This window comes from Pararobbsia alpina, assembly GCF_965118125.1.
In the GTDB taxonomy this organism is placed as follows: domain Bacteria; phylum Pseudomonadota; class Gammaproteobacteria; order Burkholderiales; family Burkholderiaceae; genus Pararobbsia; species Pararobbsia alpina_A.
Genome location: NZ_OZ221288.1, coordinates 2,196,101 through 2,214,368 on the forward strand (window position 1 = coordinate 2,196,101; position 18,268 = coordinate 2,214,368).

Sequence of the window (18,268 nt, forward strand, 5' to 3'; positions counted from 1 at the left end):
CCTCAATGCTTGCGACGTTCGCGTGCCAGCGCAGCCTGAAGCTTTCCGAGCGCGCTTCGTGCGTCGCCGCTTTCGTCGAACAACAACGGATGGAGATGATCGCTCAGCGTCTGAACGAGACCGTGATAGTCCGGCACGGCAGGCGAGGGGAACGCTCGGATCCGACCGCCTTTGGCGAGCCGGTCGATCTCGGCGATCACGCGATTGCGTTGCACCACATACGAGTCCTCGGCCACCGAGTGGCGCGCGCTTCCGGCTGCACCATGGAGCACGAAGTACTTCATCAGTTCCGGCGAAGTCAGCGTTTCGATCGCGTGCCATGCGCGACGTGCCGCACGTGGATCGTTTCTCGAGGGAATCGCGAGTAGTGCGCCCCCGAGCGGGGACAAAGGGGCAATCTCTGGAGCGAAGGTGGGATGCAGTTGAATGCCGATGCGACCGCCCTTTTGAAGCAGCGCGTGACTATCGAGCATGCCGTAGCGATTGGACCAGTGATAGCACATCGCCGCTTTGCCCGACCCGAAGGTCTGCGCGTTGCGTTGCCAATCGAATCCGCGCACATGCGGCGGCGACCACGGGATCATCGCGCGGAGATAGTCGATCACACATCGGCCTGCATCCGTGTCGACCTGCAACACGCCATCGTCGAACGCGACACCGCCTTGCGCACCGAGGATCTGCAGAAAGGTTTCGGCGATAGGCAGCCCCGGCGCCGCGCTCCATGTGATTCCGGCCCGATCCTTCGTCAGGCGCTGCAGTAGCGCCGCACACCGGAGCACGTCGTCGAATGTCTGCGGCGGGTTGAGCCCTTCTTGTTCGAACAGATCCTGGCGGTACCAGAGGAACTCGACGGTGGGCTGTATCGGGATCGCATACAGTTGCTTGTCGAACCATCCGGCGTCCCACACCGCGTCATAGAAGTCCGCGCCCGAAAAGTTGCCCGCAGCCTGCAACGCCTGTAACTCGAGCACATGTCCGTCCTCACACAACGCTGCGAGCCAGGGAAAGGGAACGGCAACCAGCAACGGAGCGTCTCCGCCCAGTGCGGCCGCATCGGTCAATGCCCGATCGAGTGCAGATCGGAACGCGTCCTGCGGGAAGGTCAGGATGTGGACCCGGTGCCCGACGAAGCGTTCGATATCCGTGCGGTTGCGCTTGAGAATGTCGAACACAGGATCTTCGTACGCGACGAGCGTCAACTCGACCGAGTCATCGAATCCCGCCGTAGCAGGGTGCGGCCATGGCACGCCCGTATCGCGCGCGAGGCTTGCCGCGTCGAAGCGGTCGAACGAATCCGCGCCGCTCGCGCCCACGATCATGCGGACAGTCTGCTCGGTGATCGCATCCAGACGATCAAGCAGTGAAGCCGACGGAACGATCACGGCGCGGCTGCCCGATCCCGACACCGCACGAAACTCGAGCCAGCCTTGTGCCTTCAACGCGAATACCACGCGTCGTGCAGTCGTACGCGGCAAGCCGGACAAATCCGCAAGCGCCGTGATCGTGACCGGCCGATCCCGCAGGTGATCCTTGAGCAGGGCCGCCAGCACAGGCCAGATCGTCTGCGCGTCGCTGCCGAATTCCATACGCAGGATGTCCGCGATGCGGTCGACGACGGCGATGGTGGCGAGGCGGTCGCGTGCATGCATGTCCTGCACTCTCCGGGTCAAGATGGATGATCGGTAAGTGACTGATTTTAAGTTAAATAACCATAATGGACATCATTTTGTCGAGCGTGCCGGAAGGCGGGTCTTAGGATGCATTCCAGCACCGGTGCTCAACCGGGCAAAGACAAAACGGATCAGGAGACAACCATGAAACGAGTAGCTCGCCTTATCGTCGCTGTGGCGACAGCGGCGCTGAGTCTCAGCGCGGGTGCCGCCGGCGCGCGGTTTGCGGTCATATCGCATGCGCCCGACGGCGATCCGTTCTGGAACGTGGTCAAGAACGGCATTGGTGATGCGGAAAAAGACTTTGGTGTGTCCGTCGACTACCGGAACCCGCCGAACGGCGACCTCGCCGACATGGTCCATCTGCTTCAGCAAGCCTCGGCGCGCAACTACGACGGCATCGCAACGACCATCGCGGACTTCGATGTGGTGAACGGTCCGGTCAAGACCATCGTGGCCAAGGGCATTCCGGTGATCACATTCAACTCCGGCACGACGAAGGAGAACGACACGCTGGGCGGCCTGCTTCATGTCGGACAGCCCGAATACGTCGCAGGCAAGGAAGCGGGCGAGCGGGCCAAAGCCGCAGGCATCAAACGATTCCTGTGCGTGAACAACAACGCCACCAATCCGACGTCGTTCGACCGCTGCCGCGGTTTCGCTGATGCGATTGGCGCCGACTTCAAAAAGTCGACACTCGACGTGGGCAACGATCCGACGGTCGTCGAGAACAAGGTTTTCGGCGCACTGCATGAGCATCCCGACACCCAGGCTGTCCTTGCCCTTGGGCCGACATCCGCGGTACCGGCGCTGCGCGCGGTCGAAAAGCTTGGCCTGCTCGGGAAGATCTACTTCGCGACGTTCGATCTGACTCCCGAGGTCAACAAGCAGATCGCGGCAGGCACCGTCGCGTTCGAGATCGATCAGCAACCGTATCTGCAGGGATATATCCCCGTCGCCTTGCTCGCGATCATGAGTCGCGACAAGTCCCACGATATCCATAAGGCAATCGCGACGCTGCAGGCCAATCCGCAGTTCCAGCAGCGCGTCAAAACCTACGGGCTTGAACCGCGTTTCGAAGCGACCGGTGTGGACACGGGGCCGGGATTTGTGACGCGTGACAACGTCGGCCTTGTCGAGAAGTACGCGGGTCAGTACCGCTGAGCGACGGATGGCGGTGCGATGTGGTCAAAGACATCACGCATGTCTTCAACGATAAATCAGGAGGTTACTCATGCTTGAACTTGCCGTGTGCGCCGAAATGACGTTTCGTGATCTCCCTTTTACCGAGCGCGTGCGGAGAATTTCCGAGCTTGGATTTCAGGTGGAGATCTGGGACTGGACGAAGCACGACATCGCAGCGCTTGTCGCCACTGGCGCATCGTTCTCGTCGATGACGGGTTATATCGAAGGCGATCTGATTACCGAGGCCGGTGCACAGGCTTTGCTCAAGACAGCGGAGCAGTCGATCAAGGCTGCAAAGCAGTTGAGCTGTCCACGTCTGAATCTGCATGGCACGGGTCTTGGCCCGGGCGGACTGCCGGTCAATCCGACGACGGTCGTGACGGGCGAGATGTGGCTCAGCGCGCAGCGCACCTTGACTCGCATCGCCGAACTCGGTCGCCGCTTCGACGTGGTGTTCTGTCTTGAGAACCTCAATACCGAAGTGGACCATCCCGGCGTGCCGTTCGCGAAAGCGGCCGATACGCTCGCGCTGATCAAGGCGGTCGACAGCCCGCATCTGCGCCTGAATCTGGACCTGTATCACGCACAGATCGGTGAAGGGAACCTCATCGAACTGGTCCGAAAGGCGTTGCCCTATATCGGCGAGATCCAGGTTGCCGACGTGCCCGGTCGATGTGAGCCGGGTACCGGAGAGATTTATTACCCGGCTGTCGCGAGCGCGCTCAATCAGCTCGGGTATCGCGGCGTGGTCGCCATGGAGGCCTGGGCAAGTGGTGATGACGAAGCGGCGCTGAGACGCTTCCGTGAGGCCTTTACGGTGCACGCCGCGCAGCCTCTGGAATCGCTCGAATCGAAGGAGCGAGGACACGGACTCGAGCAAGACCGCCGGATTGCCGATGCCTCTCAGTCCGCATGACCAGCCGACTCAAACTGACTCAACCCGACTCAACCCGACTCAACCCGACTCAACCCGACTCAACCTGACTCTGGAACGACGCAACCATGTTGAATATTGCTCTGCTGGGCGCCGGTCGTATTGGCGAGGTCCACGCGAAATCGATTACCTCACATGCCGAATGCCGGCTTGTCGCGATCGCCGATGTCGTCGAAGCTGCTGCGCAAAAGCTCGCGGCCAGATATGGCGCCAAGGCTCGGCCGGTGAACGACATCCTTTCGGATGCCACCATCGACGCCGTGCTCATTGCGACGTCGACGGATACGCATTCGGATCTGATCGAACGCGCCACGGCTGCGGGTAAAGCGGTGCTCTGCGAAAAGCCCGTGGATCTGTCGCTCGAGCGCGCGCTCGAATGTGAGGCGACGGTCATGGCGAGCGGCAAGCCGGTCATGATCGGCTTTAACCGGCGCTTCGATCCGCAATTCGCAACGCTCAAGCGTGCATACGACGCAGGTGAGATCGGCAAGGCGGAATTGCTCGCGATCACATCGTTCGATCCGGCGCCTCCGCCGACTTCGTATATCAAGGTGTCGGGCGGCTTGTTTCGCGACATGATGATTCACGACTTCGACATGGCCTGCTGGATCATGGGCGGTGCGCCCGCCAAAGTCACCGCGACCGGTGCTTCGCTGGTTTCAGCGGAGATCGGCGCGGCCGGCGATATCGATACCGCAGTGGTGACGCTAAGCTGGGCCGATGGCCGCATTGCGGTGATCAAGAACTCGCGGCGTGCAGGATACGGCTACGACCAACGCGTCGAACTACTCGGGTCCCAAGGTCTGTTGTCGGCGAAGAACCTGCTCGAGCATACGGTCGAGAAGATCACGAGCGAGGGCGCAGTGAGTGCCACGCCGGTGTACTTCTTTCTTGAGCGCTATATGCGCGCGTATGAAGCCGAATGGGCTGCGTTTATCGAAGCGGTGAAGTCGAACACGCCGATGCCGGTCACGTTGTCGGATGGCGTAGCGGCACTCGCTTGCGCGGAGGCGGCGACGCGTTCCGCACGAAGTGGCGAAACGGTCACGATTACGGCGGATATGTTGGGTAGTGTCGCCATTGAGGCATCAACGGCTGCCTGATGCTTGCGACCGGATGACGTCTATACGCAATGACGTTTGTGTCGATCTGATGCACTGCGAAACAACGATCCCCGGTCGACATCGTTTCGCAGAAACCCTCTCCAGCCTGCAGGCCTGAAATCGCTCGCGCTCTGAAGTGAACATATAAGGCGACGATTTCAGCGCTCAATCCCGGACGCATGTTGAATCGCGTGCGTCCGATTTGCAAGGCGTCATCGATTTTTCAAAATCCTCCGCAATGCTTGAGGCAAGTTGCGGCCTGTGTGGTGACTTTAAAGCACGGTTTGGGGTTTTAAACACAACCCTCTGGCTTTTTCCGCCATACTTGCCGCCACCTTTGCCATGTTGATTGACGCGGGAACGCACTCGACTGCATGATTTTCGTAAGCTGACGAAGACAGCACCCGCGTATCAAGCAACTGTTTAGCACGCACTTACACTTCGGCTGATTGCCCGCGTCGTTTGATCGCAGCTATGATCTGCGCGTCGGAACAATCCGTCCTGAGGCGTGGCCCCGAGGAGCCCGCAGAACTGCACGCACCGCGTGCTATCCATCCAAGCCGGCCGTGGCCCGTGACCCATCTGCACGGCGACGGACCCATCCAGTCGTATCGACGCCAGCACGAGGAGAGAGTGGGTGAGCACTGCCTTGCGAAAGCTGCTCGTTGCGTCAATCGTTTGCGCGGCGGCTTCGGCCCATGCCGGCGATCTGCTCAAGCTGGATATCAGCGGCAATATTTCCCCCGATATAGCCGGCCCGGATAAGATTTACCATTTTTCGCGCGCGGATCTGCTTGGCTTGCCTGTGTATTCGATTCAAACGTCGACGAACTGGACGAGTACCGAATTGTGGGAAGGTCCGCGCCTGATGGATGTGCTCGAAAAAGCAGGCATGCGGGGCGCGACGATCCGCGTGGTGGCGTACGACGATTTCAGTCAGGAAATACCGGTGTCGTTTATCCGGCAATATCAGCCCATTCTCGCGTATCGCGAGAACGGCCGCGAACTCCGGCTGGATGATTTCGGCCCGCTGTTTATCATCTTTCCGCGCGATCGTTATCCCGACATACTAGGCACGATCCGCAATACGCGACGGTTTGTTTTCCAGGTGCGCAGCATCGAAGTCAAATGAAGTGGCTCAACTCGACGACCAACACCTTCCGGCGCTCGATCTATTTGATCCTGCTGGCGCTGCTTACGATTTTGTGGGCGTATTCGGGCTATCTGTTTATCCTCTCGCGCGCGGATAACAGCGCATCGGCGCGCCTGTCGTCGCAGAACTACTACTATTTCATCGCGCAGTTCAGCGACTCTGTGTCGAAGGCCGAGATCGCGCTGCTTCAGTACGGCGCAGGGCTCAAGGACGCAGGCGAGGTCAATCAGCGTTTCGAAGTCCTGCAGTCGAAGCTTGCGCTGCTGTCGACGCCGACCGATGCGACGCTGATGCTCGAGATCATGCCGCGCTACCGCGAGAACGTGGAGCAGATCCACGACATCGTCGACGGGATTGCACCCAAACTCGCCGACCCGACACGCGACACGTCGAAACTCGCCGAGATTGCCAATCAGTTCGAGGCGATGCGCGCGCCGCTCAACGATCTCCAGATGATCGTCGGCGATGCCGAGGGGCGGCGACGCGACGAACTCAACTCGGACTACGCGCGGCGACGCGAAATGTTGATGCAGTCGAGCGTCGGCGCGACGTTCGTGTTGCTCGTGCTCGCGTGGGTGTTCGTGACCAACGCACGGCGTGTGCGCCTGCTTGGCGAGCAGCAACGCGCGGCGCTTCAGCGTGAGACCGAGGCGGCACTGGCCGCTGCAAACGCGGTCAACGCGCGCAATACCTTCCTCGGCATGATTGGCCACGAACTGCGTACGCCCTTGCAGAGCATCACGGCGGCCATCGATGTGCTGATCGAGCGTGAGCTCGAAGGCACCGACAAGTTGCTCGTCGATCAGCTTTCGCGCGCGGCCGACGTGCTCGATGCGCAAATGAAGGACCTGACCGACTTCTCGCGCATGGAAGCCGGCCAGCTCGTGCTGCGCAAGCGCGTGTGCAATCCGTATGACGTGATTTCCGCAGCCGTCGAATCGGTCGAGGAACGCGCACGCCGAAAGCAGCTGCACTTCGAGGTGTCGACGGTCGACGAAGGCACGCTCTATCTGTCGGACCCGTACCGGATCCAGCAGATCGTGACCAACCTGCTCAGCAACGCGATCAAGTACACCGAACGCGGCAGCGTCGCGCTGCATGTGACGACGCTGCACGGCACAAGCGTCGACGAGCTCAGTGTCACGGTCGAAGACACCGGTCCGGGCATTGAAAGCGGCAACACGCAACAGATCTTCATGCCGTTCACGCAGCTGCACAACACGCCCGCGCGTCGCTACGAAGGCATCGGCATGGGCCTGACGATCGTCAAGGGTCTCGTCGATCTGCTCGGCGGGACGATCCACGTCGAGAGCACGCCGGGCCGGGGTTCGACGTTCGTCGTGATCTTTCCGCTCGAGAAGGTGGATGCTTCGGCACAGGGCGCCGCGAAAAAAAGCGCACGCTCGCCACGTGTACGGCCTCCCGCTCAGCAGCGCACGGTGCTGGTCGTCGACGATCAGGAGTCGGTGCTGCAGTCGCTCAAGGCGATGCTCGCGTCGCGCGACGTGGAGTCGGTGCTGGCCGGTGGCGCCAAGCAGGCGCTTGCCGCGCTTGCGACGCAACAGTTCGATGCGATCCTGCTCGACATCAATATGCCTGATGTCGACGGGGTCACGCTCGCGAAGCAGATCCAGGCCTCGGGTGGCGTGGCGAGCCGCACGCCGATCATTGCGTGTAGCGCGCTTGCGCCCGAGCTGGTGAATGCCGAGGATCGCAAGCGCTTCAAGCACTATCTGATGAAGCCGATCCGCGCCGATATCCTGAAGGTCGCGCTCGATGCGGCGTGGTCCGAGAGCGACGTACCCCTGTGAGCGTGCCTGGATTTAGCTGTGGGCGCGCTTAACTCTGACGCGACCCGAGCTTCTTGCTGATTTCCGCAAACAGCAAAGGCAGGCGCGCAGGCTTCTCGAGCACGTTGACGTCGAAGTCCGTGATCACACGTGCGAGATCCGACTCGTCGACATTGCCCGCTTCAATCTGCCCGGTCAGGATAAAGATCGGCGCACTCGAATTGCCGCGCTGACGGATCTCGCCGATCGCGGCTTCGGCGGTTTCGGCGCCGAGCAGCCAGTCCACGACGAACGCATCGAAGCCCGTGTGACGGATCGCTTCGCGAAACGACGTCGCGGCGTAATAGGGCGTTGCCGCGAACCCTTTGTCATTCAGATAGAGGCAGATCGTATCGGCGGTACGCAGACCGTCGTTGCCCATGCCGCCATCGTCGTCGACGACCGCCACCGTGGGCTTGCTTGCATCGTGCTGACGCGGACGGATCTCGATGATCTCGACTGTAAAGCGCGTGCCTTGCGGCGCGCTCTCGGGCGAATAGATGCGCCAGACGCCCGATACATGCAGCGCAACGTATTCGGGGTTGCGTCCGGGCGCGACCTCGCCGCCGATCGCGACCTTGCAGGGCAACAGTTTCGAGCCGACGTCGAGTAGCGCGGGCGTGTTCGGCTGCCCGGTGTTGCGCGCCGTTTCAACCAGCATGGAGACGGGCTCGCTGAACGCGTCGGCAATGTCCTTGATCTCGACGAAGGTCCAGTTGCTCTGGCCTCGCATCTTGCGATGCGCCTGGGCGAAGCTGAGTGACAGGGTCTTGGCAAGCGTGGCCGTGTGTTTTTGCCGCGGCACGCTATGGCGTTCCATCATTTCCGCGACCCGATTCGCAACCAGCAGATTCTCCTGCGAGCTGTGCATGCGTTGTATTTCCGTGGGAATGGGATGGGGGAAATAAGTCGATGCGCGAGCCTAGCATCCGCCACAGGATGCAACAAGTTGCACCAGACGTGAGGATCCGCCAAATCGATTAAAACGCGCGTTGCATGGCGTGCAAACTTTGTTACAACTACGTCAATTGACACGCCAAAATATCCGTCGATAATCTCGCCAACTGCAAATCAATTGCAGTAAATGCAAGAAAGATTTGCAGCATATAAGAGGTTAATCGGCATCCGGCGGTAAATATCACCGACATCGCCAGCCTCTTCAAATCCGTGCTTTCGGGCGGATTGGTCGTCTCTCTGTTTGATCGCTTTTCGAAGTTCTCGAAGACCCGTTCTGCTGTTTCAGTGCTGTCCGAGGCCCGCCCCGGAACGGCCGGGGACGTTTCGCCCTGCGTTTGGCCATTGCGTTCGATGCGTTCGAACCGGGTCGTGCTGTGCCTGTGATTTGTGCCTGTGATTCGCGTTGTTCGAAATTGCCGTTCTCGAATTGGATTGTCGTTCGTCGTGTTCGGAGTCCGCCTTCTGGGTGCGCTCCGTCTCTTTTGATGCAAATGCCGTTTTCGAAAAGGAGCGCACCATGTTTTATCGCAAGCCCACCCTCCCGCTGCTCAATAAGCGCCAACGCCAGCGTGGTCAGGGAATGACCGAATACATCATCATCGTCGCGCTGATCTCGGTGGCTGCGATTGGTGTGTATGCCGCATTCGGCCAGACGATCCGGAATCAGACAGCAGGCCTCGCGCTTGAAATGGCCGGTGATTCGAAATCGAACAACGCAATTCAGAACGCCGACAAGGCGGCCGGCACTGCAAGCTCGAAGGCGAACACCGCCAAGACGCTTAATAACTATAACGACGGCAACACGGGCAACTGAGCGTAATCGGACACTCACGATGAAAGCTCACATCGAACGGCGTCACGGCCTCCACGCCCAAAGCGGGCAGGCGATGCCGTTCGCCCTGATCTTTCTCGTGGTCGGTGCGGCCGCGTTGTATCTGGCTTTCAACGCGGCCCAGCTCGCTCATGCGAAGACCAAGGAGCAGGACACAGCCGACGCGGCCGCTTATAGCGTCGGCGTGCTCCAGGCGCGTGACCTGAATTTCGCGGCCTATACGAACCGTGCGATGGTCGCCAACCAGGTCGCCACTGCGCAGATGATCAGCATCAAGTCGTGGATCGACGAGCTTGCAGGCACCTACAAGAACGATCACTGGTTCGACTCGTTTATCGAAGACACCGCAATGGTTTCCGAGCCCTGGATAGGCCCCAAGGAACTCGGTGGCCCGGTCACCGAAGGCGCCAAAAGCGCCCTCGATGCCGCCACGCGCATCGCGACGGCGGGGCTCGACGGGCTCGACAAGGTCCTGAGCACTGAACAGGCCGCGTATCACGCATCGATGGCCTTGCAGATCCCCGTCGTCGCGGAAGAAGTCGCGCAGGCCAACGAACCGAACTCTCACGTCACCAAGACGTACTTCGCGACGCGCGGCGCACTGTCGATCATGTCGACGCTGAACTTCACGAAGAAGAACACGCCAGCGGGCAACACCGGCACCGATCGATTTGCCGATGTCGTGACCAACAAGACCACGCTTGACGGATTTGTCCAGCAGCGCGGCGCCAATATTCGCGATCCCCTTGTGTTGAGCAATATCGAGGAATGCCCGGGCTTCAGCCTGATCGCGGCGGACAACAACCACCTCGGGGGCACCCAGCTGCGGCCTGACAAGCGCGGATGGGAAGGCCTCGACGCCACCGACGTCAACGGTGCGTGGATCTGTTACTTCGAAATCGGTGCGGTCGGCGGGCCGATCATCAGTGCGGCCGGATCGGGCGGTGCGGCCAACGGTCCCGGCGGCAGCTACTCGGGCAAGAATGGTTACGGTGGCTACCGCAATTACGGCGGCGCGTTGACCAGCGGGCTGACTGAGATCGCTGCGCGCGAGCAGTACTCGGAGGGGCCTGGCTCGTCGCTCTCGTCGACCAATGGTGGATTGCAGCCGTATCTTGACCTTGCGTCGCAACCCACACCTTCGCAGGGTGCGACCTTCAATCGCGCTCCGTCGATCACGGTCGAAGTCCAGCGCGTGTCGTCGACGGTCAACACGACCGATCAGATCCATGTCGCAACGGGGGACCTCGCGGTGTCCGACGCGACCGCGGGTCATCAAATGCGGTCGGTCGCGAGTGCGAGCGCGTATTTCATTCGTCCCAACGAGCCTTCGAGCGGACTGGCCGGCGCGCTGAACAACGCGTCGCACTGGGCGCGCAGTGACGGTAAGTGGGAGTACCCGAGCCTGTTCAATCCCTACTGGCAGTCGTCGCTTGTCACGACCGACACGGCCGCGGTCGAGGCCGCAGATCTCGCCCAGTCGGCGGGGGCGCCATGAAGACCTCAAGGACCGTGGCTTCCATGCCTACGCAAGCGCGCTTCGAGCGGCACGCAGATCTCGTCCACCGACTGCGGGTACGACCGAGTCAAGTTCGCGCCGCATCGCCAGGCCGGGCTTCCGGGCGTCATGCGTCGGGCCAGGCGCTGGTCGAGGTCCTCGTCATCGCTGGTGGCGCGCTCGTTGTCGCGTACCTCGCACTGAACATGATCGGCCACCTCAGCGATGCGCGCGATCGTTCGCTGATGGCGTCACGCTACGCCGCATGGGAGCGCACTGTTTACTTCGACGACACGAGCTGGTCGCCCACTTATGGCAGCGCCAATACGAAGAGTGATTCGCAAATTCGCAGCGAGATCGCGCAGCGCGTGCTCGGCCACGATACGAAAGTCTCGTCGAACGACAGCGCAAGCAATGCACTGAGCGCGACGCCCGAGCCCATGTGGCGCGATGTGGCGGGTCAGGACATGCTGCGCAACTACAACGATCTGCAGGTCAGTCACACGACATCGACCACGGGCACGGTTGCCGACAAGTCCGTCGCCTTGCTCGACACGCTGAGCGGCATCGGCGCGGGTTTTGATCTGCCCGTGAAGAATCAGCAGTCGGCCAATGTGTCTCTTCGCATGGCCTACGACAACCCGACGCTGTCGACGCTCTGGCCTTCGTGGAAGGGCGTGACGTTCAGCGATCACAGCGTGGTGCTCACGAATTCGTGGACCCCCGATGGCAGCGATAAGGCGAAGGCCATGATTGCCGATGCCGTGCCCACGGCCAAGGGATCGTTGATCGAGTATGGATTGGACGCGCTCGCCGCGGTCGGCACCGATATCACGTCGCTCGATCTCGGGCGGATCCAGCCGGACGTCGTGCCGCAGGACCGGCTGGGGAACAAATGATGACCCGATCGCAATCGATCCTCCCGACGACCGTGATCCGGCAACGCGTGCAGCATGATGGGTTGCGGTTCAAGGCATGGTGCGAAAAAGGGCTTGGCGCACAGGGCGCCGTGCGACTCGCGATGCGTGGGATGCTCGCATGCGTGGTCTGCGCGGCTGTCACGTCCACGCCCGCCTTCGCGGATGGTGCATGCGATGCCATGCCGGTCACCGCTGCAAAGGTCGAATGGCTGGGTCACGACCTGTCGATTAACGGTGTGCCCGCGCAGGCTGCCATGTTGACGATCGATGCGTCGTCGAAGCAGATACAGAACGCGTATCGCGACTATTGGGTTGCGCACCATGTGCCGACGCATGTGATGAGCGATGGCCACACGCTGCTGCTCAGTGCGATTTCGAGCACATGCAGCTACACGCTGCAAATCCCGGCGAATCAGGGTTCACCGGTCAAGGGCCTGTTCAGTGCGATGACACTCGGTCAGGTCAATGCCTTGCCGCGTACCTTGCGGCCCGCAAACTATCCGTTGCCGCTCGGCAAGGTGACGCTCGACATGACGAGCCAGGACAACGGCACCGTCGCACGCACGGTGCAGATGACGCTGCCCGAAGCGTCGGCTGCGGACGCGTCTTCGACATACGCCGAGCGTCTGGCGCGAGACGGCTGGCACGCCGTATCCGGCGGACCCGCGCTGTCGAGTCCGCGCACCGCGCCATTCGGTTATGCGCTGGCCATGCAGAAAAACGGATACCGGCTCGATGCCGCTTTCACTCCGGCCTCAGGCTCAACAACGGTGGTGATCAATGTCGCGTTCGAAGAATAAGCCTCTGGTGACTCTTATGTCGCTGACGCCGCGCCGCCGTGCCCGAGACCTGCGTGCGCAGCGAGGCCAGGCCTATGCCGAGTACGTCGTCATCGTCTTGCTCGTGGTCATCGTGCTGATCGCCGGTAACGGATCGGTGATGACGCAGTTGCTCAACGCATTCAAATCGTTTTACGCCGCGTATTCGTATTCGTTATCCATGCCCTGACCCTTACCGAACGTGATTCATCATGATGTTAAAGAGAATCAAGACGCAGACGCTGATCAACAACCCCTGGGTGCTGCTGGGCATGGCCGTGATCGCTGCGACCATTCTGACCTGGTGGATGTTTCGCTATATGTCGGGTCGCGAGGCCGCGATGCGCGAGTCGCTGCTCGAGTCGATGAATGCGCATAACCAGGTGTCCGTGCTCGTGCCCGTCAACGACCTGAAGCCGGGCGTGCCGATCAGCTCCGAAAACTTCGCGGCGCGTGAAGTCCCCGCCGACTTTGTCTACGAAGACACGGTGCGCGCCGAGGAATTCGACTCGCTGTCGAACCTGACGCTTGTGAGGCCAGTCAAGCGCGGCGCTCCCATTCGGCGCGCCGATATCTCCGCGTTCCAGGCGCGCGATTTCAGCGACATGCTCAAGACGGGCACACGTGCGCTGACCATCGATATCGATACGACGAATTCGGCCGACAACATGCTCAAGCCGGGCAATCACATCGATCTGTTCCTGATTGCCGAGCCCGCCGATGGCGACAACAAGTCAAGCCAGAACGAGGGGCAGTCTGCGCATTTGCTGCTTTCGGACCTCAACGTGCTTGCGACCGGGCAGGACATCCGGCCGCGTGACTACGGCGAAAACGTCGCGCAGCAGGACGACGGTCAGCAACGCCGCGGCTACGACAGTGTGACGCTCGAAGTCACGCCTGATCAGGCTGGCCGCATTGCGCTTGCACAGAAGGTCGGCACCCTGCGTGCGGTGCTGCGCAATCGCGCCGACAAGGCGGCGACGCCACCGGTCGACGTGGTCCAGGCATCGTTGTTCGGCGATACGGATGCAGGGGGCATTCAGTACATCGTCGGCGGCTCGGGCAATAGCAGCGTGTCGACACGCCCTGAGCTGGATTTGCACTTGAACAAGCCCGTAACGGCCAGCGCGGCGCCGGCCCCAACGACGGCACAACGCATGGCGGCACTCACGGATGCGCAGCAGCGTGCAATGCAACAGATCCAGAACGCGGTCAACGGTCACATGCACTAGCCATGACGCGGGAGCCGAAGCCGTTTGCGCCGATTGCGTCGAACCAGAATTAAAAACACATCGTCGAACAATGAAAAACGAACCACCCTTCAAAGCGGGGCAGCTTATCCGGGGAGTCCGACTCGCATTTGCGATGAGTCTCGTCATTCCATCCATTCACGGTCATGCGGAATCCGAGCCGGCGGTGAGCGGGGCGATTCAGGCATCGGCGCCCGCAGCGGCCACTCCGGTAGCGAAGTCGCAGAAGGCCGCGGTGACCGCGGATAGCGCAACTGCGCCGCATGCGACGCCGGCGCAGTCTTCGGCTTCGCCGATGTTGCTTGCGCAAGCCCCAACGTCGTCGACGCCGCCCACACAAGCGGCAGTGCCCGCATCAGCTGCGGCAACGGCTTCGACCGCGTTGGCTTCTTCGTCCTCTGCCGCAGCGTCTGCCCCGATCGTCAGCGCACCGGCTCCGCGACGACATGTCTACCGCCCCGCTGTCGCACGTGACGGCGACGAGCCAGTCGTCGAGTCGCAGCAGACAGCGCTGCCTTCGACGCTCTATCTGTACAAGGGTGAGGTCAGGGTGATTCCCGTCGAAGGCAAGGTCAAGCGCGTTGCTGTCGGCAATGGCGATCTGATCAATGCGTCGGTCGTCGACCATCAATTGCTGCTGCTCGCGCAGGCGCCCGGTGATACATCGCTCGTCGTCTGGAACGAGTCGGGTATCGCCTATCGCACCAAGATTTCCGTGTCGGCGCAGGACCGCATGACGACGCTTGCGCGACTTCAGCATTCGCTCGGCTTTGTTGAAGACTTGCATATCGACGCGGACGGCAATCGTTTCGTTGTGCGCGGGAAGGTGCATCCCGAGCAGAAAGACCTCGTCAAGAATGCGCTCGAAGGGCTGCCTGATGTCGTGAACCTGATTGAAGACGACGACGGTGCGTCGCTCAAGAAGACCGTGCACTTCAAGATGGACATCCTCGAAATCTCGAAGACGGCAGAGCGCAATCTCGGGATCGCGTGGGATCAGCAGATCAATGGCCCGCAGGCATCGGTCGCAGGCAATGCGATTCGCACCGGTCGCTACAAGCCGTTTCCCGATACGGGTACGGCCTCGTTCGACAATGCGCCGAGCCAGGCTGCAGGCGCAGCGGGTGGCGTGTTTCTCGGCATCGCGACGTCGATCTTCTCGAAGATCAATCTGCTCGTCGACGACGGTGATGCCTACATCCTTGCCTCGCCTGAACTCAATTCACGCAGCGGCGGCAAGGCGACCTTCCTGTCGGGCGGCGAAGTGCCGATTCCGGTGTCCGCGGGGTTTGGTGCTCAGGACGTGATCTACAAGGAATACGGGATTAAGCTGGAGATCGCACCGACGGTCGATGCGCACAACGTGATTTCGACGGACCTGCTGACCGAGATCAGCCAGATCGATCCGACCGTTCAGGTTCAGGGCTACCCGGCGTTTCTGACGCGACGCACGACGTCGCAACTCTCGATCAAGCCGGGCGAAACGCTTGCGTTGGCGGGACTGATCAGCGCAGACGCGTCCACGGCGATCGACAAGCTGCCCGCGCTCGGCGACATCCCGGTGCTGGGTCATCTGTTCAAGTCCACGGACTTCCGCAACAACAAGAGCGACCTTGTCGTGCTCGTCACGCCTTACGTCGTCGATACGGACAGTGAAACGAATCAGAACCTGCTGACGCGCGGCTCGGATATCGGAGCGGATTACCGGCAGGAATATGGCGATCCGAGCCCGCTGCCCGATGCCAATCAGCGACGCAGCGACGCGATCCGAGAGGAAGAGAACGAGCGCAGTCGCTCGAACCCGGCGGCCACGCCAGGCTCGGACGATCGGGGTGCGGCGCATTGACACGGCTTGTTGTGAGCCGGTAATTCGTAAAGGTGGGGCAGGCGATGGAAACGAATCAGCAGGTGCAGATCGAAGTCACGGGGCGCGACGGAAAAACTCAAGCCTATGCGCTCGGCACGCGAGCGACGCTGGGTAAGGACCCGTCGTGCGATATCGTGCTCAAGGGCTTGCTGATCGGCAAGGTGCAGGCAAGTATCGAATCGCGTCACGGACATTGGTATATCGAAGATCGCGGCGGCATCGCGTCGACGCTCGTTAACGGGAACCCGATCACCTCGTATGGACCGCTCACCGAGACGGACCAGATCGAGATCGCAGCCTTCAAGATGGTCGTGCGCAACGCGCCTGCAAGCGCCGCCGTTTCGGGCGTTGCCGCACACGCAAGCTCAACGACGGCGTCGGGTTCGGCAGCAACCTCGACCTCGGCGGCCGCCCCCGCGCATCCATCGCAGGATCGCTCGGCACATGACGCACATCGTCTGCATCTCGTCGGCACGCAGCCCGGTGAAATGCCCGTGAGTGCTCAGGCGGCCTCGCTGACGAAGCCGGTGACCGGAGCCCATCCGCAAGCAGCGACACAACGATCGGCGCCGCACGATGCGCTGCGCGATCGCTCTCAGGAATGGCGTCCGGTTGCGACGCGAGAGGCCCCGAGTGTTGCGAGTGCAACGTTGCGTACCGGCACGGATGACATGTCGGTTGTCGCGGGTGCGCGAGGCTCGGTGGTCGAACTCGGTGTCGAGCATCGGGCCGTTGCGGGTGACGGTACGTCGAGCGCCCCGGTGACAGCGCGCGCGGCGCCATCGGCTCCGCCGTCGCAACGTGCTGCGTCGTCACCTGCACGGCCTGCATCGTCATCGGAATACTCACAGCGTGCGCAACCCGGATCAACTGCATCGACCAGTCCGCCTGCACCACCCGTGACTGCCTCGCCGCCTTCGGCCGCGCCGCGGCCACAGGCCGCCGCCCCATCCGACGTTCAACCCGACGTCGTATGGCTCAACACACCCGAGGGCATCGAACTGCGCAAGACGGGTCATTCACGCCTGATCTCCGCGATCGATCTTCGACGACTCAACGTCGCGCGCATGAGCGAGCACGAACTGTCGAGCACGATCGGATCGCTGCTGCGTTCCGTGCTTGCATCGGACCCGGTCTTCGAATCGCCCGATATTCCGACTGAGGTGCTCTTCAAGAGCATCTTCGACGAAGTGATCGGACTCGGCCCGCTCGAATCATTGCTCGCGGACGAGACGATCACGGAAATCATGGTCAACCGGTACAACGAGATCTTTATCGAACGCGCAGGGCAGTTGAGCGCGTCGGCCACGATCTTCACCGACGATCAGGCCGTGCTCGGCGCCATCGAGCGCATCGTCGCGCCACTTGGGCGTCGTATCGACGAAAGCTCGCCCATGGTCGACGCGCGGCTCAAGGACGGATCGCGTGTGAATGCCGTGATTCCGCCGCTGGCGCTCAAGGGCCCGAACATCACGATCCGGAAGTTCTCCAAGCGCAAGCTTCAGGGTGAAGACCTGGTTCGCTTCGGATCGCTGTCTCCGCAGATGGTGGCGTTCCTGCGCGTCGCCGTCGAGCGCCGCGCGAATATCGTGATCTCGGGTGGCACGGGCTCAGGCAAGACCACCCTGCTCAATGTGTTGTCGAACTTCATCCCCGATTCTGAACGGATCGTCACGGTCGAAGACGCGGCCGAATTGCAGCTGACGCAAAGCAATCTCGTGTCGCTCGAGGCGCGCCCGCCAAACATGGAGGGCAAGGGTGCCGTGTCGATCCGTGACCTCGTCAAGAACACATTGCGGATGCGCCCGGACCGCATCGTCGTCGGCGAGTGCCGTGGCGGTGAGGCACTTGACATGTTGCAGGCAATGAACACGGGTCACGACGGCTCGCTGACAACGGCTCACGCGAATTCGCCGCGTGACTGTCTGTCACGTCTCGAAGTGATGACGCTGATGGCCGGGCTCGATTTGCCGGTCAACGCGATTCGCGAACAGGTGGTGTCGGCGGTCGACCTGATCGTCCAGCAGACCCGCTTCTCGTGCGGAACGCGGCGCGTTACGCATATCACCGAAGTCAGCGGCATCGAGTCGGGCACGGTGCAATTGCAGGACGTGTTTGTCTTCAAGCAAACCGGATACGGCGACGACGGACGCGTGCAAGGCACATTCCACTCGACCGGCTATGTGCCGGACTTCTATCAAGACCTGATTCGGCGTGGCATTACCGTCGATACATCGATCTTCGCGGGCTAA

At 61.4% G+C, this 18,268-nt stretch carries 15 protein-coding genes; 13 read left to right on the plus strand and 2 right to left on the minus strand.

The genetic code is table 11. From position 1 onward, the window contains the following. Window positions 1-2: 2 nt before the first annotated feature. Window positions 3-1,649: an extracellular solute-binding protein gene (locus ACMFWR_RS27885; protein WP_413195614.1), complete on the minus strand. Its 1,647-nt coding sequence runs from the start codon at window positions 1,647-1,649 to the stop codon at window positions 3-5. A gap of 165 nt (window positions 1,650-1,814) precedes the next feature. Between ACMFWR_RS27885 and ACMFWR_RS27890 the strand changes: the two genes are divergently transcribed. From ACMFWR_RS27890 to ACMFWR_RS27910, 5 genes are all read left to right on the plus strand, one after another. Continuing rightward, window positions 1,815-2,834: a sugar ABC transporter substrate-binding protein gene (locus ACMFWR_RS27890; protein ID WP_413195615.1), complete on the plus strand. Its 1,020-nt coding sequence runs from the start codon at window positions 1,815-1,817 to the stop codon at window positions 2,832-2,834. Between the two features lie 70 nt (window positions 2,835-2,904). After that, a complete protein-coding gene (locus tag ACMFWR_RS27895) occupies window positions 2,905-3,771 on the plus strand; it encodes a TIM barrel protein (RefSeq protein ID WP_413195616.1) in 867 nt (288 codons plus the stop codon). Window positions 3,772-3,857: 86 nt separating this feature from the next. Beyond that, window positions 3,858-4,892 carry an inositol 2-dehydrogenase gene (gene iolG / locus ACMFWR_RS27900; RefSeq protein WP_413195617.1) on the plus strand — a complete coding sequence of 345 codons (1,035 nt, stop codon included), beginning with the start codon at window positions 3,858-3,860 and terminating at the stop codon, window positions 4,890-4,892. A gap of 637 nt (window positions 4,893-5,529) precedes the next feature. Next, complete coding sequence (locus ACMFWR_RS27905; RefSeq protein ID WP_413195618.1) at window positions 5,530-6,024, plus strand: molybdopterin-dependent oxidoreductase; 495 nt, start codon at window positions 5,530-5,532, stop codon at window positions 6,022-6,024. Continuing rightward, the gene (locus ACMFWR_RS27910; protein WP_413195619.1) at window positions 6,021-7,856 is read left to right on the plus strand and encodes an ATP-binding protein; all 1,836 of its coding nucleotides are present in this window, start codon (window positions 6,021-6,023) and stop codon (window positions 7,854-7,856) included. The genes ACMFWR_RS27905 and ACMFWR_RS27910 overlap by 4 nt, the downstream gene beginning before the upstream one ends. A gap of 28 nt (window positions 7,857-7,884) precedes the next feature. Here ACMFWR_RS27910 and ACMFWR_RS27915 read toward each other — a convergent pair whose 3' ends face one another. Then, window positions 7,885-8,745, minus strand: coding sequence for a helix-turn-helix domain-containing protein (locus ACMFWR_RS27915; RefSeq protein WP_413195620.1), 861 nt, complete (start codon window positions 8,743-8,745; stop codon window positions 7,885-7,887). Window positions 8,746-9,348: 603 nt separating this feature from the next. On the opposite strand from ACMFWR_RS27915, the gene ACMFWR_RS27920 reads away from it, so the two are divergent. From ACMFWR_RS27920 to ACMFWR_RS27955, 8 genes are all read left to right on the plus strand, one after another. Further along, window positions 9,349-9,645 (plus strand): Flp family type IVb pilin, encoded by a 297-nt coding sequence (locus ACMFWR_RS27920; RefSeq protein WP_413197368.1) that lies wholly within the window; start codon window positions 9,349-9,351, stop codon window positions 9,643-9,645. A 19-nt stretch (window positions 9,646-9,664) separates the two neighbouring features. Then, window positions 9,665-11,161, plus strand: a complete 1,497-nt coding sequence (locus ACMFWR_RS27925; RefSeq protein WP_413195621.1) for a hypothetical protein — start codon at window positions 9,665-9,667, stop codon at window positions 11,159-11,161. Window positions 11,162-11,184: 23 nt separating this feature from the next. Beyond that, on the plus strand, window positions 11,185-12,060 hold the full coding sequence (locus ACMFWR_RS27930; protein WP_413195622.1) for a hypothetical protein: 876 nt from the start codon (window positions 11,185-11,187) through the stop codon (window positions 12,058-12,060). Beyond that, window positions 12,057-12,881, plus strand: coding sequence for a hypothetical protein (locus ACMFWR_RS27935; RefSeq protein ID WP_413195623.1), 825 nt, complete (start codon window positions 12,057-12,059; stop codon window positions 12,879-12,881). The genes ACMFWR_RS27930 and ACMFWR_RS27935 overlap by 4 nt, the downstream gene beginning before the upstream one ends. 16 nt (window positions 12,882-12,897) lie before the next feature. After that, complete coding sequence (locus ACMFWR_RS27940) at window positions 12,898-13,089, plus strand: hypothetical protein (RefSeq protein WP_413195624.1); 192 nt, start codon at window positions 12,898-12,900, stop codon at window positions 13,087-13,089. Between the two features lie 22 nt (window positions 13,090-13,111). Next, window positions 13,112-14,131: a Flp pilus assembly protein CpaB gene (cpaB, locus tag ACMFWR_RS27945; RefSeq protein WP_413195625.1), complete on the plus strand. Its 1,020-nt coding sequence runs from the start codon at window positions 13,112-13,114 to the stop codon at window positions 14,129-14,131. Window positions 14,132-14,264: 133 nt separating this feature from the next. Continuing rightward, on the plus strand, window positions 14,265-15,995 hold the full coding sequence (locus ACMFWR_RS27950) for a type II and III secretion system protein family protein (protein WP_413195626.1): 1,731 nt from the start codon (window positions 14,265-14,267) through the stop codon (window positions 15,993-15,995). Window positions 15,996-16,039: 44 nt separating this feature from the next. After that, window positions 16,040-18,268: an ATPase, T2SS/T4P/T4SS family gene (locus tag ACMFWR_RS27955; protein ID WP_413195627.1), complete on the plus strand. Its 2,229-nt coding sequence runs from the start codon at window positions 16,040-16,042 to the stop codon at window positions 18,266-18,268.